The organism is Sphingomicrobium clamense (genome assembly GCF_019264355.1).
Taxonomy (GTDB): domain Bacteria; phylum Pseudomonadota; class Alphaproteobacteria; order Sphingomonadales; family Sphingomonadaceae; genus Sphingomicrobium; species Sphingomicrobium clamense.
Map to the genome: position 1 here is coordinate 1975715 of NZ_JAHVAH010000001.1, position 19530 is coordinate 1995244.

Annotated in this window: 18 protein-coding genes and 1 tRNA gene; 12 read left to right on the forward strand and 7 right to left on the reverse strand. The window is 64.7% G+C overall.

Annotated elements, in window-relative coordinates:
* Positions 1-2 precede the first annotated feature (2 nt).
* Positions 3-75 (forward strand) — tRNA-Thr (locus tag KTQ36_RS10130).
* 134 nt (positions 76-209) lie between these two features.
* Here the strand turns inward: KTQ36_RS10130 and KTQ36_RS10135 are convergent.
* The 5 genes from KTQ36_RS10135 to KTQ36_RS10155 form a co-directional block, all read right to left on the reverse strand.
* Entirely contained in the window at positions 210-2345 is a 2136-nt protein-coding gene (locus tag KTQ36_RS10135) for a TonB-dependent receptor (protein WP_218633539.1), read from the reverse strand.
* Between the two features lie 212 nt (positions 2346-2557).
* Positions 2558-2791 (reverse strand): hypothetical protein, encoded by a 234-nt coding sequence (locus KTQ36_RS10140; RefSeq protein ID WP_218633540.1) that lies wholly within the window; start codon positions 2789-2791, stop codon positions 2558-2560.
* A complete protein-coding gene (locus tag KTQ36_RS10145) occupies positions 2788-3210 on the reverse strand; it encodes a PspC domain-containing protein (RefSeq protein WP_218633541.1) in 423 nt (140 codons plus the stop codon). The genes KTQ36_RS10140 and KTQ36_RS10145 overlap by 4 nt, the downstream gene beginning before the upstream one ends.
* An 18-nt stretch (positions 3211-3228) precedes the next feature.
* A complete protein-coding gene (locus KTQ36_RS10150) occupies positions 3229-4011 on the reverse strand; it encodes a PspA/IM30 family protein (protein ID WP_218633542.1) in 783 nt (260 codons plus the stop codon).
* Positions 4004-4144 (reverse strand): hypothetical protein, encoded by a 141-nt coding sequence (locus tag KTQ36_RS10155; RefSeq protein WP_218633543.1) that lies wholly within the window; start codon positions 4142-4144, stop codon positions 4004-4006. The genes KTQ36_RS10150 and KTQ36_RS10155 overlap by 8 nt, the downstream gene beginning before the upstream one ends.
* A 251-nt stretch (positions 4145-4395) precedes the next feature.
* Between KTQ36_RS10155 and KTQ36_RS10160 the strand changes: the two genes are divergently transcribed.
* Together KTQ36_RS10160 and KTQ36_RS10165 are read left to right on the forward strand one after the other, a co-directional pair.
* A complete protein-coding gene (locus KTQ36_RS10160) occupies positions 4396-4638 on the forward strand; it encodes a hypothetical protein (RefSeq protein WP_218633544.1) in 243 nt (80 codons plus the stop codon).
* A gap of 83 nt (positions 4639-4721) precedes the next feature.
* Positions 4722-6326: a methyl-accepting chemotaxis protein gene (locus tag KTQ36_RS10165; RefSeq protein ID WP_218633545.1), complete on the forward strand. Its 1605-nt coding sequence runs from the start codon at positions 4722-4724 to the stop codon at positions 6324-6326.
* Between the two features lie 3 nt (positions 6327-6329).
* Here KTQ36_RS10165 and KTQ36_RS10170 read toward each other — a convergent pair whose 3' ends face one another.
* Positions 6330-6617 (reverse strand): DUF3297 family protein, encoded by a 288-nt coding sequence (locus tag KTQ36_RS10170; RefSeq protein ID WP_218633546.1) that lies wholly within the window; start codon positions 6615-6617, stop codon positions 6330-6332.
* Between the two features lie 117 nt (positions 6618-6734).
* On the opposite strand from KTQ36_RS10170, the gene KTQ36_RS10175 reads away from it, so the two are divergent.
* The 7 genes from KTQ36_RS10175 (at position 6735) to KTQ36_RS10205 (ending at position 17514) form a co-directional block, all read left to right on the forward strand.
* The gene (locus KTQ36_RS10175; RefSeq protein ID WP_218633547.1) at positions 6735-10019 is read left to right on the forward strand and encodes an amidohydrolase family protein; all 3285 of its coding nucleotides are present in this window, start codon (positions 6735-6737) and stop codon (positions 10017-10019) included.
* Between the two features lie 62 nt (positions 10020-10081).
* On the forward strand, positions 10082-11980 hold the full coding sequence (locus KTQ36_RS10180) for a beta-propeller domain-containing protein (protein ID WP_218633548.1): 1899 nt from the start codon (positions 10082-10084) through the stop codon (positions 11978-11980).
* A gap of 100 nt (positions 11981-12080) precedes the next feature.
* Entirely contained in the window at positions 12081-13340 is a 1260-nt protein-coding gene (locus tag KTQ36_RS10185; protein ID WP_218633549.1) for a thiamine pyrophosphate-dependent enzyme, read from the forward strand.
* 8 nt (positions 13341-13348) lie between these two features.
* The gene (locus tag KTQ36_RS10190; RefSeq protein ID WP_218633912.1) at positions 13349-14353 is read left to right on the forward strand and encodes an alpha-ketoacid dehydrogenase subunit beta; all 1005 of its coding nucleotides are present in this window, start codon (positions 13349-13351) and stop codon (positions 14351-14353) included.
* Positions 14353-15621, forward strand: a complete 1269-nt coding sequence (locus tag KTQ36_RS10195) for a dihydrolipoamide acetyltransferase family protein (RefSeq protein ID WP_218633550.1) — start codon at positions 14353-14355, stop codon at positions 15619-15621. Before KTQ36_RS10190 ends, KTQ36_RS10195 begins: the two co-directional genes overlap by 1 nt.
* Positions 15622-15634: 13 nt before the next feature.
* Complete coding sequence (locus KTQ36_RS10200; RefSeq protein ID WP_218633551.1) at positions 15635-16792, forward strand: GGDEF domain-containing protein; 1158 nt, start codon at positions 15635-15637, stop codon at positions 16790-16792.
* Between the two features lie 83 nt (positions 16793-16875).
* Positions 16876-17514: a dioxygenase family protein gene (locus KTQ36_RS10205; RefSeq protein ID WP_218633552.1), complete on the forward strand. Its 639-nt coding sequence runs from the start codon at positions 16876-16878 to the stop codon at positions 17512-17514.
* On the opposite strand, the gene KTQ36_RS10210 is transcribed toward KTQ36_RS10205, so the two are convergent.
* Positions 17511-18035 carry an FMN-dependent NADH-azoreductase gene (locus tag KTQ36_RS10210; protein WP_218633553.1) on the reverse strand — a complete coding sequence of 175 codons (525 nt, stop codon included), beginning with the start codon at positions 18033-18035 and terminating at the stop codon, positions 17511-17513. The two genes, KTQ36_RS10205 and KTQ36_RS10210, sit on opposite strands and share 4 nt — an antisense overlap.
* Positions 18036-18128: 93 nt before the next feature.
* Here KTQ36_RS10210 and KTQ36_RS10215 point away from each other — a divergent pair, with 93 nt between their 5' ends.
* A complete protein-coding gene (locus tag KTQ36_RS10215; RefSeq protein WP_218633554.1) occupies positions 18129-18527 on the forward strand; it encodes a winged helix-turn-helix transcriptional regulator in 399 nt (132 codons plus the stop codon).
* 36 nt (positions 18528-18563) lie between these two features.
* On the forward strand, positions 18564-19520 hold the full coding sequence (locus KTQ36_RS10220; protein ID WP_218633555.1) for a calcium/sodium antiporter: 957 nt from the start codon (positions 18564-18566) through the stop codon (positions 19518-19520).
* Positions 19521-19530 lie beyond the last annotated feature (10 nt).

Genomic DNA, 19530 nt, shown 5'->3' on the forward strand with positions numbered 1-19530 from the left:
TCGCCGGCTTAGCTCAGCTGGTAGAGCAGCGGTTTTGTAAACCGAAGGTCGCGGGTTCGACTCCTGCAGCCGGCACCGCCCTCACGAAATCTCGGAACCTTTCGGGCGCCCGCCCGTTGGGTGTGTGTAATTCAATTCGACAGATGCGAATTATGGGAAGGTCGCCAACTCACGTTGGCGACCTTTACCGTTTCCGGCTCCCGAGATTCCTAAAAGCTGAAGCGCGTGCTCAGCTTAATGTTGCGACCCGCGAGCGGCACGAAGTCCTTCGTGTAGCTGGCGTGGCGGCGGGCATCGACGTCGAAGATATTGTCCGCCGACAGCAGGATCAGGCTTTCATTGTCGCGGCCGCGGAAGCGCCAGCCGATCGACGCACCGACGAGGAGATGATCGTCGGTCGGATTTTCGAATTCGGCAACGCGGTCCTGCTCGGCAGCATATTCCGCCTCGATGCGCAGGTTGAAATCGCCAACCTCGGCACCCAGGCCGCCGTTGACGCTGAACGGCGGGATGCGCGGGACGGGATTGCTGTCATCGAGCGTCGCACGGACATAGTCGACGACCGCATCGGCCTTGAGAGCAAAACCGTCGCGCTCGACCAGCGTGGCGCCGGCCTCGAACTCGATTCCCCACCAGTCGGCATCCTGCTGGTCGTAAAGGAAGACCGGCAGCTCATCCTCTTCGACGCCCGTGTCGAAATTGTAGATGAAGCCGTCAAATTTGTTGCACCACAACGTGAGCGAGGCTGCCGCGCGCGGCCCCTCGTAGCGCGCATAGAGTTCCCCGCCCCAGGCCTTCTCATTTTCGAGCGTCGGATCGCCGATCTCGAACGCTTGCGTCGCGATATGCGGGCCGTCCGACAGCAATTCCTCGCCCGAGGGAGCGCGCGACGTGCGCGACATGTTGGCGCCGATCCGGAAATCGGGCGTGACCTTGTAGTGCGCGCCCACCGCGCCGCTGAGCGCGGTGAAGTCACGCGAGAAATTGAGCGGATCGCTGGTCACTTCGGTGCCCTCGACGCGGATCGCGCCTTCAACGCCGAATGCGCCGGGCTCATATTCCTGACGCGTGAACAGGCCCCATTGGCTGGTCTTGTGCGGCGGTACGAACGCCTCCGCGCCGATCGCTTCGAGGTCGCGCTCATAATATTGCGCGCCGCTCACGCCACCCCAGCCGTCACGATCGGCCTGGTGGAATTCGATACGACCTTCGAGCCCGTCGGATAGGAACACCGTGCCGACCTCGGCACCTTCGAACTCGGTATGCTCGTAATCGGCATAGGCGAAGCGGGCATCGATGCGGTCGAGAAACCCGTCGAGATAGACCCGGCCGCGGAAGTCGAGACGTTTCTGGAGCATGTCGATCGAAACGGGGGCCTCGCCCTCCTCTTCGCCATGCTCGTCTTCGTCATGATCCTCGTCACCGTGATCTTCTTCTTCCTCGCCATGGTGGTGCTCGGCACCCGGACGGCCCGGCACGCCATAACGCGTGTCGAACAGGCTGGCCGAGGCGCCGAATTCGAAGCGGTCGCCAAGATAGGAGAAGCCGGCACCGGCGCTGCTCTGGCGCGTCTTGCTGTTGGGCAGGACGTCGCGCAGATTGGCGGCTTCGAGCGCCTCTTCGGCTTCTTCGAGTTCGCCCTCGTCGAGGGCTTCTTCATAAAGCTCGAACAGTTCGGCGCGGAGCGGTTCGCTCACGACGTAGCCGCCCACTTCGAGGTCGTCGCTGGTCGAATGGCTGCCATCGATATGGAAGACGAAGTCGTCGCCCAGCGCGAGATCGAGTGCGCCGCCAACGCCGACACCTTCGTCGGCCGAGCTGTAGCGGCCGATATAGTCGAGGTGGATGCCGCCGTCGGGACGCGAGCGCGGGATGCGATGGTCGATCACGTTGACCGCGCCGCCGATCGCTTCCGAGCCGAACAGGAGGACCGCGGGTCCGCGCAGCACTTCGATGCGCTCGGCGGTCAGCGGATCGATCGTCACCGCATGGTCGGCCGAGGTGTTGCTGACGTCGATCGACCCGAGACCGTCATTAAGCACGCGAATACGCGTACCCTGGTAGCCGCGCAGCACGGGGCGCGAGGCACCGGGCGAGAAGCTGGTTGCCGATACGCCCGGCAGCTTGACCAACGTTTCGCCGATCTGGGTCGACATTTCGCGCTGCAGCTCCGCGCCTTCAATCGCCGACGTCCCCGCGAGCAGGTCGAGACCTTCGATATAATGGCCGGTGATGACGATCTCTTCGCGCTCAGGCGGCGGTGGCGGCGCATCGGCCTCCTGCGCAGCGGCAACCGATACATTCTGGAATGCCAGCACCGAGGCGGACAGCAACAACGTCTTCATTAACGATACTCCGAATTCAGGAAATCCCGTTCAGTGTGATGAGATAACGTAACATTGCTGTTCGCCTAGGGTAGCTTCGACGAAATGCCGGATTTGGCCGACGAAGCGTTGCGATTTGCGACGAAAAACGCGCCCCGGCATGGGGGCCGGGCCGCCTCGTGGACGGACGGGAGCGGGAAGGGGATGCGCCCGTCCGGGGTGGGACTGGTGATCTAGAGGTCGATGCCTTCGGCAATCGCCTCCAGCTTGCGCACGCGCTCGCGAAGGTCGGCGAGTTCGATGCGTCCGCCGGCGGGCGGCAATTCAGGGTCGAGCACGCGGCTGTCGAGCTCCATGCGCTTGAAATCGATCCAGCTCTGCCACCCCTTGAGGCCCATATGGGCGGCAAGCCCGATGCCTGCCAGCGTGGTCGCGCCGATGATGGTGGTGGTGACGGGGTCGATCATGATTTCTTCTCCCGCAGTTTCTCGATTTCGCGCGCCAGCTCGTCACTGTCGGCGCTGTGAAGATGCTGGTCGATCGCCATCATGCGGCGGTCGCTCTTGTCCAGCGTGTTGAGCATGTCGTGGGTCGAGCCTTTCTTGCGGCGCCCCTCGAGCAGCTTTCCGATCTTCTCGAACTCGCTGAGGCCTTCGCCGCGGTCTTCGTTGGCCTGGCCGGCTTTCCACTTCATCACGGTGAAGAGGATGCCCATGGCAAGGTAGCTGAAGAAAGCGAATGATGGCGAAATGAGGAAGATCGAGGCGATCCAGCCGATGCGGAAGAAGACCGGGTCGACCCCCGTCATCTGGCCTGCGGTCGCAGCGACGCCGGCAATCTTTCTTTCACTGGGCGCGAGCGAATATTTGTAACGTTTCTTGGCCATGGTCCCCTTTTCCTTCACCTAATTCTTCTTCGCGGCCAGCGAAGCCTTGAGCGCCTTGAGGTCGGCTTCGACCCGCTCGTCGCTCTTCAATTGCTCGAACTCGTCGTCGAGCGTATTGCCCATGCCCAGCGCATCGGCGCGGGCCTCGGCCATATCTGCTTCGCGCTCAAGATCGTCGAGGCGCGAGAGCGCGCTTTCGGTACGCGAGCCGTAAATCGCCTCGTTGGCGCGGGCGCGGGTCATCGCGCTCTCGAACCGCTGGGCGATCGCCGCCTGGCGACGACGGGCGTCGCGCAGCTTGGCTTCGAGCTTGGCGATATCGCGCTCGTAATTCTTGAGCACGGTTTCGATCTGGCCGACCTCGCCCTCAAGATCCGCGATCAGGTCGCTCGCCTTGCTGCGCTCGACCAGTGCCTGGCGGGCGAGGTCCTCGCGGTCCTTGGCAAGCGCCAGTTCGGCGCGGTCGGTCCACAGCGACTGCTGCCGGATGAGCCGGTCGGTCGCGCTGCGCAATTCCTTGATATCGGCGATCGAACGGGCGGCGGAGGCGCGCAATTCGACCAGCACTTCCTCCATCTCGGCGATGATACGGCGGATGGTGACCGCCTGGTCGTCGCTGCGATCGAGCAAATCGTTCATGTTGGCGGCGATGATGTCGCGCGCCCTCGAGAAGATCGGACCCGACAGGATCGCCAGCCGCGGCGTCTTCGCGGGCTCGGCGTCGGACCGGATCGGTCCGACGGTCTCGAGCTTCGCGACGCGCACGGTGGGAACTGCCTTGATGGGCTCCAGGTCAGGCATAGATCGACTTCTCCACCTGATCACCGCCCATGATGGCGTCGGTCGGCAGCACGGTCGAACCGACGAACAGCGCGCTCATCAGGATCGAGGCGATGCCTGCGAATATCTGACGCTGAAAGTTCGGACCCAACATTTTCTTTCTCCCTTTTCTTGCGCCGAGTGCTCGATGCATCGGTCACACCCTCACTATGCAGAGGCCGTGCCAATTGCGCTCAGGCGCAGAAAAGTGCGGATTTTGAAGCGCGCGAAAATTTTCCCAACCCGTGTTTGGTGAGATTTCCCACCAAGCGTTGGGATTTTGCGCCGACCCGTCGCGCAGCACGGAACGTCAACGCGCTTGAAGCGCTGGTTAAGTGAAACACGCATTTTCGAAAGGACCTCAATATGGTCAGGAATCTGATTACCGCCATCGCCGGCAAGAAGGTCGCCCAGAAGCTGGGCGGCGGGACGCTCGGCATGGCTGCCGCCACCGCCCTCCCCTTCATCGCCAAACGCGGTCTCGGGCCGCTCGGCCTTGCGCTGGGTGCAGGCTGGGCCGCCAAGAAGCTGTACGACAAGCGCCAGGCCTCGAAGGTGCGCGAATATCCGCGCGATGCCGTCCCGGCGACGGGTGTGGTCGTCAAATAACCGCTCCAAACAGCGGAAAAATGTTCTTTAAGGCGGGGTTGCGCAAACCCCGCCTTAACCATTTTCGGGCATGACCCGGGCCTATGTCCGAGGAAATGTTTCCCGACCCCGGCAAATTGGCCTCCTCGCCGCTCTCCGGCCTGCTCCGGCGCGCGGGCGAAGCACATGAGGAATTGCTCGATTTTCGCGTTCGCGGGATGATGGCGGTGGTCTGGTATTGCTGGGCCTGCAGCGCGACCTTCTTCGCGATTGCGTTCCTCATCCCTACCTACATGCCCAATGCGGCGATCGCACTGTCGGCGGCGACGAGCGCAATCGCTCACCTCGCCGCAGCCAGCCGACGCTATAGCGTGTTCACCTTCGCGCCGATTGCGCTGATGGCGACGCTGCAGCCTGCCATCCTGCTTTATATGCTTCAGGGCCAGGGATGGCAGAGCGAGGCGCATCTCTTCTTCTTCCTCGGTCTCGCCGCGACGACGTTGATGTGCGACTGGCGGCCGGTCCTGCTGGGGGCGATCGGGATCGCCATCCACCATCTGGCGATTGGGGAGACGATCCCCGTCTGGCTCTATCCGGACGGCGAAGCGCTGTCGCGCACACCGGTGCACATCGCCGCGCTGGTGGTCGTGGCGCTGCTACTCGGCCGTATGGCGGCGATGTTCACCGAACATCTTAACGATCAGGGCGAGGCGCGCGCGATCAGTTTCGGCGCCGCCGAGCAGGCCGACCAGGCGCGGCGCGACATGCTCGAAGCGCTCGAGGCGCAGCGGCGGGCGGAGGCGGATACCGAGCTGGAACGCGAGGCGCGCCTCAAGGCAGAGGCCGACGCGCGCAACGCCCGCGAACATGCCATCGCAGAGCTCGCCGAGGGCTTCGAAGCGTCGGTGGCGCAGGTCATCACCGGCGTTGGCAGCGCTGCCGCCCAGCTCGAACAGAGCGCGCGCGACATGGCCGACTTCTCGCGCAGCACCGGCAGTCAGGCGAAGGAGGCTATGGACCAGGCGCAGCTCGCGGCGAGCAGCGCCGAGCAGGTGACCAAGGGGATCGTCTCGCTGACCCAGTCGATCGGGTCGGTCGCCGACACCAGCCGCGAACAGCGTGCGCTTTCCGAGGCGGCGCGCCAGTCGACCGATGCGGGCGAACGCTCGGTGCGTGCGCTGGCGGACCGGACCGCCAACATCCAGCAGTTCGTCGAGATGATCCGCGGGATCGCCAACCAGACCAACCTCCTCGCGCTCAACGCGACCATCGAAGCCGCGCGCGCGGGCGAAGCAGGCAAGGGATTTGCGGTGGTGGCAGGCGAAGTGAAGGGGCTGGCAGGCCAGGCGGGCGATGCCACCGACGAAGTGGCTGCGCTGCTTGCGTCGATCAGCGAGGGCGCGGATGGCGCAGACAACGCATTCGCCGATGTCGCGGCAAAGATGGCGAGCCTGCTCGACCATGCCGAAAGCCTCGAAGCCGAACTCGATCGCCAGCGCGATACGTCACAGATGATCGAGCAGACGGCCGAGGAAAGCGCGCTTTCGGTCGACGGGATGAGCCGTCATTGTACGGGGGTCGCGGAAGCTGCGGACCGCGCCTCGACCTTGTCGGAAGAAGTCAGCGAGGCAGCCAGTCGCCTTGCGGAGAGCGCCGCGGCGCTCGAAAAGGCGACAGCGGATTTCGTAACCCGCCTGCGCGGGGCTTAACGCCTACTTTTCCTCGTCGGAATACCAGAAGGGTTCGACCTTGCCTTTGAGCTTGACGGTCATCGGGTTGCCGTGACGATCGCGGCTCTTGCCCGCGGCGATGCGGATCCAGCCTTCGGACAGGCAATATTCCTCGACATTGACCTTTTCGACCCCGTTGAACCGGATGCCGACACCCTTCTCCAGCGTTTCCGCGTTGAAGTAGGGGCTCCGCGGATCCATGCACAGGCGGTCCGGAAAGTCGGTATTGGGGATCGCTTGGGCGCCCTTGTCGTCTTTGTCTTCGCTCATGCCCGCTCCCTTGCCTGTGCCCGCGCGCGTCGTCAATCGTCCGCTCGTCGAAGCCCGCGTTGCCAAGCCTTAGAGACCATCCCATAACGCGCCAAACCAAATCACGGGGGACTATCCATGAAACGCATCCTGCTTCTTAGCGCAGCCACCTTTGCGCTCGCCACGCCCGCCTACGCCCAGCACGAGCATGACGAGGGTCCCGGACCCTCGCCCGCGCTCGACGCCGCGATGGAAGAGGACGAGGCGGAAGAGGAAAAGTGGGACGTCTCCACCCCCCGCGGCCCGGGCGAGAATGTGGCCATCGACACGACTAGCGGCACGTGGATCAGCCTCGACGTATCGCCCAACGGGCAGGAAATCGTCTTCGACCTGCTCGGCGATATCTACCTGCTCCCGATCACCGGCGGGGACGCCGTGCCGATCGCGAGCGGTCACCAGTGGGACATGCAGCCCGTCTTTTCCCCCGACGGCAGCCAGATCGCCTTCACCTCCGACCGGTCGGGCGGCGATAACCTCTGGGTCATGAACCGCGACGGCAGCGACCCGGTGCAGGTGTCGGATGAAAGCTTCCGCCTCCTCAACCAGCCCGAATGGACCCCCGACGGTGAATATGTGGTGGGCCGCAAGCACTTCACCTCGGCGCGATCGCTGGGGGCCGGCGAAATGTGGCTCTATCACAAGTCCGGCGGCTCGGGCGGGGTGCAGATGACCAAGCGCCGCACCGACCAAAAGGATACGGGCGAACCCGCTTTCTCGCCCGACGGCCGCTACATGTATTTCTCCGACGACGCGACGCCGGGCGACACGTTCGAATATTCGAAAGACGTCAACGGCCAGATCTACGTGATCCGCCGCCTCGATCGCGAGACGGGCGAGATCGAGACCATCGTTTCGGGCGCGGGCGGCGCGATCCGCCCCACCCCTTCGCCCGACGGGACCAAGCTCGCCTTCGTCCGTCGCATCCGCGCCCAGTCGATGCTCATGGTGATGGACCTCGACAGCGGCCGCATCACGCCCGTGACCGATATCCTCGACCGCGACATGCAGGAAACCTGGGCAGTGCACGGCGTCTATCCGCACATGGCGTGGACTCCCGACGGCCAGGACATCGTCTTCTGGGCCAAGGGCGGCATCCACCGCGTCAACGTCGCCAGCCGACAAGTCAGCGAAATCCCGTTCCGCGTCACCGGCTCGCGCTGGGTCGGCGATGTCGTACGCTTCCAGCAAGACGCCGCGCCCGACAGTTTCCAGACCAAGGCGCTCCGCTTCGTCACTGTCCGTCCGGACGGCAACAGCGTCGTGTTCGAAGCGCTCGGCAAGCTGCATGTGCGCGATCTCACCACCGGAAGCACGCGCGCGCTGACCCGCGATACCGACCGCATGCAGTCCTACCCCACCTTCTCTCGCGACGGCAGCCAGCTGGCGTGGGTCGAATGGGATGACCAGGACCTGTCGCGCATCATGGTCGCGCGCGGCGACGGCAGCCGCGCTCGCGCGCTCAACCTGCCGCCGGGCCATTATGTCGAACCCGCCTTCTCGCCCGACGGCAATCATCTCGCCTATCGCCGCACCGGCGGAGGCTACATCACCTCCCCGCTCTACAGCCGCGACACCGGCCTTTACGTAAAGCGCCTGTCGGGCGGCGAGCCCATGCGTGTCAGCCGCTCGGGCGCCGACCCGCAATGGGGCCGCGATTCAAACCGCCTCTTTTTCGTCACCGGCGAGGACGATGCGACCGTGCTCAAGTCGGTCGACCTCGAAACGCGCGAGATGCAGACGCATTTCTCGAGCGAATATGCCGGCGACTATCGCCTCTCGCCCGATGAGAACTGGGTCGCCTTCACCGAGCGCTTCCAGACCTATGTCCTGCCTTTCGCCCGTTCGGGGCGGACCCAGACGCTCAACCCCAAGGACAAGTCGCTGCCGCAGGCGCAGGTGACCGCCGACGTCGGCGACTGGGTGCATTGGGCCGCCGACAGCGACACGCTCTATTTCGCCGAGGGCCCTGCGCTCTATCGCCGCGAGGTGGTCGATCCCGCCAGCCTCGGCGATGGCGAAACCGAAAAACTGGCCGACCTCGCCATCACGGCGACGATGGCCAAGCCGAGCGGCATGCTCGCCCTCACAGGCGCGCGCATCATCACCATGAATGGCGACGAAGTGATCGAGAACGGCACCATCTTGATCGATGGCGACACAATCAGCGCGGTCGGGCCGACGGCGGCGATGACCTATCCCGCGGGCACGCCGAGCATCGACGTCACGGGCAAGACGATCATCCCGGGCCTGATCGACGCGCACTGGCACGGCCCGATGGGATCGGGTCTCGTCATTCCGCAACAGAATTGGAGCCACGCCGCCAGCCTCGCTTATGGGGTGACCACCGTGCAGGATCCCTCCAACAACAGCTACACCGTCTTTGCCGCCTCGGAGTATCAGAAGGCGGGCAAGATCCTCGCGCCGCGCATCTTCTCGACCGGCACGATCCTCTATGGCGCGACCACGCCCTTCACCGCGCAGATCGACAGCCTCGACGATGCGCGTTCGCACCTGCGGCGCCTCAAGTCGATGGGCGCATGGAGCGTGAAGAGCTACAACCAGCCCCGCCGCGACCAGCGCCAGATGGTGATCGAGGCCGCGCGCGAGCTGGAAATGGAAGTGATGCCCGAAGGCGGCAGCCTGTTCATGCACAACATGACCATGGTCGCCGACGGTCACACCACCATCGAGCACGCGCTTCCGGTCGCCGACATTTACGAGGACGTGACCGATTTCTGGGGCGGCAAGGAAGGTGACGACGTCACCGCCTACACCCCCACGCTCAACGTCGCCTATGGCGGTCCGTGGGGCGAGATGTACTGGTACATGACCACGCCGGTTTGGGCCGAACCCATCCTCGGGCGCTGGGTCCCGCGCGGCAATATCGACGCCGCCAGCCGCCGAGGCACCTTCTTCCCGGTCGAGGAGAATAACCTCAAGAGCGTCGCCGAAGCGGCCAAGCAGCTCAACGACGTCGGGGTGCTCACCAATATCGGTGCCCACGGGCAGCGCGAGGGGCTCGGCGCGCACTGGGAAATCTGGGCCTTTGAACTGGGCGGCATGGACCCGATCGCCGCGATCCGCTCGGCAACGCTCAACCCGGCCGTGACGCTCGGCCTCGACCACCAGCTGGGCAGCATCACTGCCGGCAAGCTGGCCGATCTGGTCGTGCTCGACGCCAATCCGCTCGACGACATCAAGAATACGCGGACCGTCAACATGGTGATGCAGGGCGGACGCCTGTTCGACCAGAACCTCACCACCATCGCGGGCGGCAGCGGCCAGCTCGAGCCCTTCTGGTTCCAGACCAACGCCGGCGCGGCCTATAGCGGCGGCGAGAGCGAAACCGACCAGCAGGACTAGCCCAACTTGACATTGCGACAACGCTTCTTCATGTAACATTGTTACATTGAAGGAGCCTGTCCATGTCGCGTTCGCTTCTCGTCACCCTGCTTCCGCTCACCGCGCTGGGATGCGCGTCGCAGGCGGACAGTCCTCCACCAACGCCCCAGGCCGGCCTCGCTTCCTTCGAGAGCGAAGAGGAATTTCTCGCCTTCTATCGCAAGCATGCGCAACAGCTCCAGCGGCGCGAGAATAACGTCCAATATGAAATGGCGGACGGCGCGATCCCCGCTCCGCCCCCGCCCGCTGCGACCGCGCCCGAGGCGATGGTGGTCACCGGATCGAGGGTCTCGGACGATGCGATCACCAACACGCAGGTCGCGGGCGTCGATGAAGGCGGGATCGTCAAGAAGCGCGGCGACATCCTCGTCGTGCTGCGCCGTGGTCGCCTCTTCACCATGTCGATCGCCGACGGCTCGCTCGCCAAGATCGACCAGGTCGATGCCTATCCGCCCGGCACGTCGGGCCAGGGCAGCTGGTATGACGAGATGCTGCTCAAGGACGATATGGTCGTCGTCATCGGCTACAGCTATGCGCGTGGCGGGACCGAGGTCATCCGCTTCAATCTCGATGCGGACGGCGAGCTCACCTACCGCGACGCGACCCATTTGCGCTCGAACGACTATTACAGCTCGCGCAATTACGCCTCGCGCCTGATCGGCGACCGGCTGGTCTACTACACCCCGCTCTATCTGGGCTGGGGCGACGATCCTTACCAGTTCTTCCCTGCCTGGCGCCGCTGGCGCGGCCAAGTTGACGAGGAATTCACGCCGCTCCTCGGCCCGACCGAGCTATACTACGTGCCCACGCTTCGCGGCGAAGAAGGCGCGGATTTCTCCGCACTCCACAGCGTCATCGAATGCGACCTGACCGCTCGCGAGGTCGATTGCGACGCGCGCGCGGTGCTGGGGCCCTCGTCGCGCACTTTCTTCGTCTCGCAGGACGCCGTCTATCTCTGGATGAGCAACGCCTATCGCTGGGACGCCGACAGGAAACGCTCCTTCCTCTACCGTCTCCCCTTCTCCGACGACGAGACACCCAGCGCGATCGCGACCTTCGGGCAGCCGGTCGACCAGTTCAGCTTCCGCGAAGACACGGCAGGCGGCATCCTCGACGTGCTCGTGCGCAACGAAGGTGGCGGCGACTGGATGTGGAATCCCGAGGTGACCGGCGGCGACGTCGCCTTGCTGTCGCTGCCCTTGTCGGAACTTGGCGACGGGTCGGGCCGCGCCGACGCCCGCTTCTACCGCGACCTTCCTGCCGTCGAGGGCTACAACTTCCAGAACCGGTTCGTGGGCCGCCACATCCTCTACGGCGCGGGCAATTTTGCCGCCCGCAAGCCCGCCATCCTCGTCGCCGCCGATACGCGCGGCGGCCCGATCACGCCGCTTGCCGTGCCGCACGCCATCGAGCGGCTCGACCTGATGGGCAGCGACGGCATCGTGATCGGCTCGGGCGCGAAAGGGCTGACCTTTACATCGGTCCTGCTCGACGGCACCGCGCGGCTCGGCTCCGACTTCACCTTCCCCAAGGCGAGCCAAGGCGAAAATCGTAGCCACGCCTATTTCTTCCGGCCCGACAATCGCGACGGCACGGATGGCATCCTCGGCCTCCCTGTCGCCAAGCGGCTCGAACCGAGCGCGCGGCGTTTTCTCGGCAATGGCAGCGCCATCCTGTTCCTCGAGCGCGACGACCGTGCGCTGTCGATGGCGGGTGAGCTGGTCGCCAATGCGGCAGGCGCACGCGACGATGCCTGCGTCGCCAGCTGCGTCGACTGGTACGGCAATGCACGCCCGATCTTCGTCGGCGACCGCGTCTTCGCGTTGATGGGATACGAGCTGGTCGAAGGGCGATTCGACGGGTCGGAGATCCGCGAGATCGCGCGCCTCGACTATGCGCCCGCCCCTCGCCCGCGACGCTAGGGAACGCACACGCTCTTCCATCCTGCGCGTCTCTCCGTTAGGGGAGCGCCAACAGGATCGCCGCACGCCATTCGTGCGTTCGCGGCAGGAGAGGTTGAGAATGGCACGATCTGACAAGCGCAGTAATCGCCCTGCGCTTTTCCTTCACGTTCCCGAGCCGCCCGCGCGGCCGGGCGAGACTCCCGACTACAGCTTCCTCGAGATTCCGGCTGCGGGCGAGGCACCGCGCCCCGACGCGCATTGCGAGGCGGAGGAAACGCATCCGCTGACCACGCACCTCGTGCGCGTGCTCGACGACAGTGCCGACGCGGTGGGGCCGTGGGACCCCAAGCTCGACCCCAGCGTGCTGCTTAAGATCTATCGCGACATGGTCACGGTCCGCGTGTTCGACGATCGCATGTATCGGGCCCAGCGCCAGGGCAAGACCAGCTTCTACATGAAGTGCACCGGCGAAGAGGCGATCGCGACCGCCGCCGCCGCCGCCGTCCATGACGAGGATATCCACTTCCCGACCTACCGCCAGCAGGGGCTGCTCGTCAGCAGAGGCTATCCGCTGGTGAAGATGATGTGCCAGATCTACTCGAACGCGGGCGACCACATGAAGGGTCGCCAGCTGCCGATCATGTATTCGGACAAGGAAAATGGCTTCTTCTCCATCTCGGGCAACCTCGCGACGCAGTTCCCGCAGGCGGTCGGCTGGGCGATGGCTTCGGCGATCAAGGGCGACAGCCGCATCGCGATGGGCTGGATCGGCGACGGTGCGACCGCGGAAGGCGACTTCCACGCCGCGATGACCTTCGCCAGCGTCTACCAGGCCCCTGTCATCCTCGCGACTACCAACAATCAGTGGGCGATTTCGAGCTTTTCGGGCATCGCCGGCGGCGAACGCGCGACCTTTGCGCAGCGCGCCATCGGCTACGGCATGGCCGGGCTTCGCGTCGACGGCAACGACGCGCTTGCCGTCTATGCTGCGGTCAACTGGGCTGCCGAGCGTGCGCGCGCCAACAAGGGCCCGACGCTGATCGAATTCTTCACCTACCGCGCCGAGGGGCACAGCACGTCGGACGATCCGACCGGCTACCGCCCCAAGGGCGAGGAAACGGCCTGGCCACTGGGCGATCCCGTCGAGCGGCTGCGCGCCCACCTCGTCAAGCTGGGCGAGTGGGACGACGACAAGGAATCCGAACTGCTCGAGGAAACGTCCAAGACGGTTCGCGCCGCGCAGAAGGAAGCCGAGAAGCTCGGCGTCCTTTCCGACCAGGGCGACGAGGGCAAGGAAACCATGTTCGAGGATGTCTATGCCGACATGCCGTGGCACATCGCCGAACAGCGCGATGCGGCGCTGAAGGAGGGCGAATAATGGCGGTCATGAACATGATCCAGGCCATCAACTCGGCCCACAAGGTGCTCATGCGCGAGGACGAGGACACCGTCGTTTTCGGAGAGGACGTCGGCTATTTCGGCGGCGTGTTCCGCGCGACCGAGGGCCTGCAGAAGGAATTCGGCAAGGAGCGCTGCTTCGACGCCCCCATCTCGGAGAACGGGATCGCCGCAGTCGCGGTCGGGATGGCGGCCTATGGCCTCAAGCCGCTCATCGAGATCCAGTTCGCCGACTATATCTACCCCGCCTACGACCAGATCGTCTCCGAAGTCGCCAAGATGCGCTATCGAACCGCGGCGGAGTGGACGATGCCGATGGTCATCCGCTCGCCTTATGGTGGCGGCATCTATGGTGGCCAGACGCACTCGCAATCGCCCGAAAGCCTGTTCACCCACATCGCGGGGCTCAAGGTCGTCATTCCGTCGACGCCGTACGACGCCAAGGGGCTGCTGATCGCGGCGACGGAAGATCCGGATCCGGTGATCTTCTTCGAACCCAAGCGTATCTATAACGGCCCGTTCGACGGGCATCACGACCGCCCGGTCTCGCCCTGGTCGAAGCACCCGGCCGCCGAAGTTCCCGAGGGCCACTTTACGGTGCCGCTGGGCAAGGCCAACGTCGTCCGCGAAGGCGAAGCGCTGACTGTGCTCGCCTATGGCACGATGGTGCATGTCGCGCTCGCCGCGATGGAGGAAGCGGACATCGACGCCGAGGTCATCGACCTGCGCACGCTCGTGCCCCTCGACATCGAGGCGATCGAGGAGAGCGTGAAGAAGACGGGTCGCTGCCTCATCGTCCACGAAGCCCCGCGCACGTCGGGTTTCGGCGCCGAGCTCAGCGCGCTCGTGACCGAACGCTGCTTCTACCATCTCGAAGCGCCGGTGGAGCGCGTGACCGGCTGGGACACGCCCTACCCGCACAGCTACGAATGGACATATTTCCCGGGCCCCGCCCGCATCAAAACCGCTCTTGAGAAAGTGATGGCCGACTAATGGGTACCTACAACTTCAAGCTGCCGGACATCGGCGAAGGCATCGCGGAAGCCGAGATTGTCGAATGGCACGTCAAGGTCGGCGATGTCATCGAGGAAGACGCGCATCTCGCCGACATGATGACCGACAAGGCGACCGTGGAAATGGAAAGCCCGGTCGCGGGCAAGGTCGTAAAGCTCGCCGGTGAAGTCGGCGACCAGATCGCGATCGGCTCGGTGCTGGTCGAGATTGAGACCGAGGGCGATGCCCCTGCCCCCGAGACGGAAGAGGAAATGGTCATTGCCGACGGCGCCGAAGAACCGACCGAGGAACAGGAAGAAGAGCTTCCCGCCGTCATGGATGACGAAGCGGAGGAGGAGCCGACACCTGCGCCCGAGCCTGAAGCAGCCCCCGAGCCCGCCGGAGAAGCCAAGGGCGAGAAGGTTCTCGCCTCGCCCACCGTGCGCCAGCGTGCGCGCGACCTCGGCATTGATTTGTCCAAGGTGAAAACCACGAGCGACCGCGTCCGCCATTCGGACCTCGACGCCTACCTCATGTATAATGGCGGCAGCGTCAGCCATGGCGGTTCGGCAACCCGCGCCGACGAGACCATCAAGGTCGTCGGCATGCGCCGCAAGATCGCCGAGAACATGCAGGCGGCCAAGCGCAAGATCCCGCACTTCACGCTGGTCGAGGAATTCGACGTCACCGCGCTCGAGGATACGCGCGCGATGATGAACAAGGATCGCGGCGACAATCCCAAGCTCACCGTGCTGCCCTTTCTCATCACCGCGATGGCCAAGGCACTGCCCGCCTGGCCGATGCTCAACGCGACCTATGACGACGACAAGAATGTCGTGACGCGTCACGGGTCGATGAATCTCGGCATGGCCGCGCAGACCGACAGCGGGCTGATGGTTCCGGTGATCAAGAATGCGCATTCGATGAGCGTCTGGCAGCTCGCACGCGAAATCGGCCGCCTTGCCGACGAAGCGCGCAGCGGCAAGATCGCCCGCGACGACCTGCAGGGCGCGACCATCTCCCTGTCGAGCCTCGGCCCGATGGGCGGCGTCACCTCGACCCCGGTCATTGCGCCGCCGCAGGTGGCGATCATCGCAGTCAACAAGATGCAGGAGCTTCCTGTCATCGAAAATGGCGAGCTGGTCGCGAAGAAGAAGATGAACCTCTCGCTTTCGTGCGATCACCGCGTCGTCGACGGCTGGGACGCGGCAAGCTTCCTTCAGGAAATGAAGAAGTTCGTCGAAAATCCGATCCGGCTTCTGAGCTAGAGGCCCGGCCCGCTTGGATACTTCGGTCAGCCTGTACACGCTGATGCTCGGTCTGATCGGCGGGCTGGCCGTGCTGGCACTCGTCGTTCGCATGGGAACGCAGCGTCATGCCGCGCTCGGATGGCTGGTGGCCGCGCTAGCGGTAGGGGCGGCCAATACTTGGCTATTTGCCAACGGAGGGGCGGGATCCACCACACGTAGCCTGCTCTACATCGGCGATCCACTGGCGCTGTTTTGCGTCGCCCAGTCCATCCGCCTCGCGCTCGGAGTGGGCCGCGCGCCTTTGCTCGTTCCGTTGGCCATGACAGGATTGTCGGGGCTTTCACTGGCACTGCTGCTGGTCGAGGCGCCGATCGCTGTCGAAGCGATCCCCGCAATGAGCGCAGGCCTGATCGCCTACGCCGATGCGTTGCGCGCGATCTGGCGCGCCGGACGAGGCTTCATCCGCGACGGATTGCTCGTGTCCATGTCGGTCATGGTCATCACCGATATCGTGCGCTTTCCTTTCTTCCCGACGCTGCTCGACGGCGGGCGGGCCTATCCCGGACTGGGGCCGACCTGGCTGCCCGAATTCCTGCTGATCACGACCAGCTTCGCGGTTCCGGCGGTAGTTCTCTTCATCATCGCAGCTATCGTCACGCGCGTCATCGGAACCTACCGCGACCGCTCCGAGCGCGACGTGCTGACCGATCTCTACAACCGCCGTGCCTTCACCGACGCGGTGCGCAACGTCCGCCCGTCGGTCGGCGTCCTGGTCGTGGCGGACATCGATCATTTCAAGTCGATCAATGACACATTCGGACATGGCGTGGGTGACGAGGTCATCAGCCGCTTCGCCGCCATGATGCGCGAATATTCTCCGCTGGCCGCGCGGCTCGGCGGCGAAGAATTCGCCATCGCGCTTCCCGGCGCCTCCTTGAGCGAGGGCGAAGCGATCGCCGAACGCATGCGGTCGAGCTTCGCGGCGTTCAGCCATCCCGCCATCGACGACGAGCGACCGCTGAGCGCGAGCTTCGGCATCGCGCCCTATTCCGCCCGGCAGTCGCTCGCCGAAAGCCTCGATCGCGCCGACCGGGCCCTCTACCGCGCCAAGCGACAGGGTCGAAATTGCGTTGCCATTTTCGGCACCGACCAGCGCGAGCGCGGCGACGGCACGCTCGTCCACGGCTGACCTTGCAAAGTCATCGTCGCAAGCGCACACTCACCGGGTGAGTTGCGTGGCGTCGGTGACATCCAGCAGGGGGACGCAACACCATGAAAACCATATTATCCCGCCGCCGCATGCTCGCGGGCGGCATCGGCATTACCGTCGGCGCACCGCTGATCGCGCAGGATACGGTGATCGACCGCATGATGAAGGCGACACCGCCACAGCAGCTTGGACCGTTTTATCCGGTGGCACGACCGCTCGACCAGGACGCGGACCTCACCCAACTCGATGGGCATGACGAACGCGCCGAAGGGCCGCTGCTCGACGTCTATGGCGTCGTGCGCGATTTCGACGGCACGCCGGTACCGGGCGCGAAGCTCGATCTTTGGCAAGCCAACGTTCACGGCCGCTACATGCACGGAGGCGACGATCGCGAGGACCTCCCGCTCGATCCCCATTTCCAGGGCTCCGCCATCGTCATGACGGACGACGACGGCCGCTATCGCTTCCGCACGATCAAGCCGGGCATCTATGGCGTCGGCACGCTCGTGCGGCCGCGCCACATCCACTTCACCATTGATGGCAAGCAATCGCGGCTGACGACGCAGATGTATTTCCCGGGCGAGAAAGAGAATGCCAACGAGGACATCAAGGACGACTCGCTCCTCGTCGCCAATCGCTCCGATCCGCTCGACGGCACGGTCGAAGCGCTTCGCTGGGACGTGGTGCTTCCGTTCGGCTAGGCCGCGAGCCGCTCGATCTGACTGCCGGCCTTTCCGAGCGCCTCGGTTCGAGCGTCGGGCGAGATGGCGACGCCCAACGCCTCGACGAATTCGGGCTCGATGCCAAGGAAGTTGAAGAAGGCCTTGAGGTAGCTCTTGTTGTGCTCGAACGGGTTGTCGTCGGCATAGACGCCGCCCGAAGCGAGCGCGACGATGACGCGCTTGTCGCCGACCAGACCCTTGGGGCCTTCGGGCAAATAGGCAAAAGTCGTGCCCGCAACCGCGAGCCGGTCGAGCCACGCCTTCAATTGGCTGGGCACGGTAAAATTGTACATCGGTGCGCCCACGACGATCGTATCGGCCGCCATGAACTCCGCGAGCACGTCGGGATTCTGGCCGCGTTCGGTGAGGTGGGTAAGCGGATTGGCGACGAGGTCGCGGTGGACGACTTCTCCGCCTAGCTGGTCGGCGATGTCGGCCGTGAGATGGCGCGAAACGCTGTCGGCCCCCGAAATGCTGCTGTCGATACGAAGGATGGTCATGGCACTGGCTTTCTTGGTTACGGTTTGATACCAAGGCCCATATCGTGACCGTCGAAAATCCCGCAAGACGGCACATTTTTGGGAGCGAGGCACATGAATGTAACCACCAATCCGCGCGTCGAGCTGGCCGGAGTCCATACGGCGGGCTGCAAGAACGTGACCCCCGTTCTCAATCGCGTGGGCGACAAGTGGTCAATGCTGATCGTGATGGCGCTGTCGGGTGGTTCGATGCGCTTCAACGAACTCAAGCGCGCGATCGACGGTATCTCGCAGCGGATGCTGACGCGTTCCCTGCGCGGTCTCGAGCGCGACGGGCTCGTCAGCCGCACGGTCACGCCCTCCATTCCGCCGCGGGTCGACTATGAACTGACCGAATTGGGCGAAAGCCTGCGCCAGCCGGTCAAGGCGCTGGGCGACTGGGCGATCGAGCACATCGAATGCATCCGCGCCGCGCAGGAACGCTACGACGCGGCGGAGGCCGACGCGCAATAGCTGGCGCTCGGCGTCGCCCCGCGCTAGGCGAGCGTCATGAGCATGTGGCTTGCGATCCTGCTGGGGCTCGTCCTTCTCGGTCTCGGCGGGGAATTCCTCGTTCGCGGCACGGTCGGGATCGCGCGGCGCGCGGGCGTCTCGCCACTGCTAGCCGGCCTCGTCATCGTCGGCTTCGGTACTTCCGCGCCCGAACTGGTCACCAGCCTTTCCGCAGCCTTTGCCGGCGCCCCCGACATCGCACTCGGCAATGTCGTCGGATCCAATATTGCCAACGTGCTGCTGATCCTCGGCATCTCGGCCATTCTCATCGACATTCCGATCGCCCGCCGCGCCTTCTATCGCGACGGTTTCTTCATGATGGTCGGGGCGATCGCGGTGATGTCGGGCGTGCTGCTCGGCGGGTTCGACCGCCTGTCGGGAATCCTGCTGTTCATCCTGCTGATCGTCTACATGATCGGTGCCTGGTATACCGATACGCGCAGCCCGGACGAGGAAGCCGAGCGCCATCTGGCAGCGGAAACGCAGAAACCCGATGCCAAGCGCCCGCTCCTCTTCCTGATCGTCGAGACGGTCGGCGGCATCGCTGCGGTCATTTTCGGTGCGGATCTCCTTGTGGGCGGGGCGATTGAGGCGGCGCGCGGCTGGGGCGTGTCGGAGGCCGTGATCGGCCTGACCATCGTCGCGGCGGGCACCAGCCTGCCCGAACTGGTCGCCTGCGCGGCGGCGGCTTGGAAGAAGCAGCCCGACGTCGCGCTCGGCAACGTCGTGGGCAGCTGCATCTACAACATTTTCGGCATTCTCGGCCTGACCGCCGCGATCCACCCGCTCGGCGTGGCCCCGCAGATCGCGGGCTTCGATGTCTGGGTGCTCGTCGGCACCACCGGTTTCCTGATGCTGTTCCTGCGCACCGGCTGGACCATCAAGCGCTGGGAAGGCGGCGTTCTCCTCGCCGGCTATGTCGCTTACATCGCGTGGCTGGCGGCCAGCGCCTGACCACGCTAGG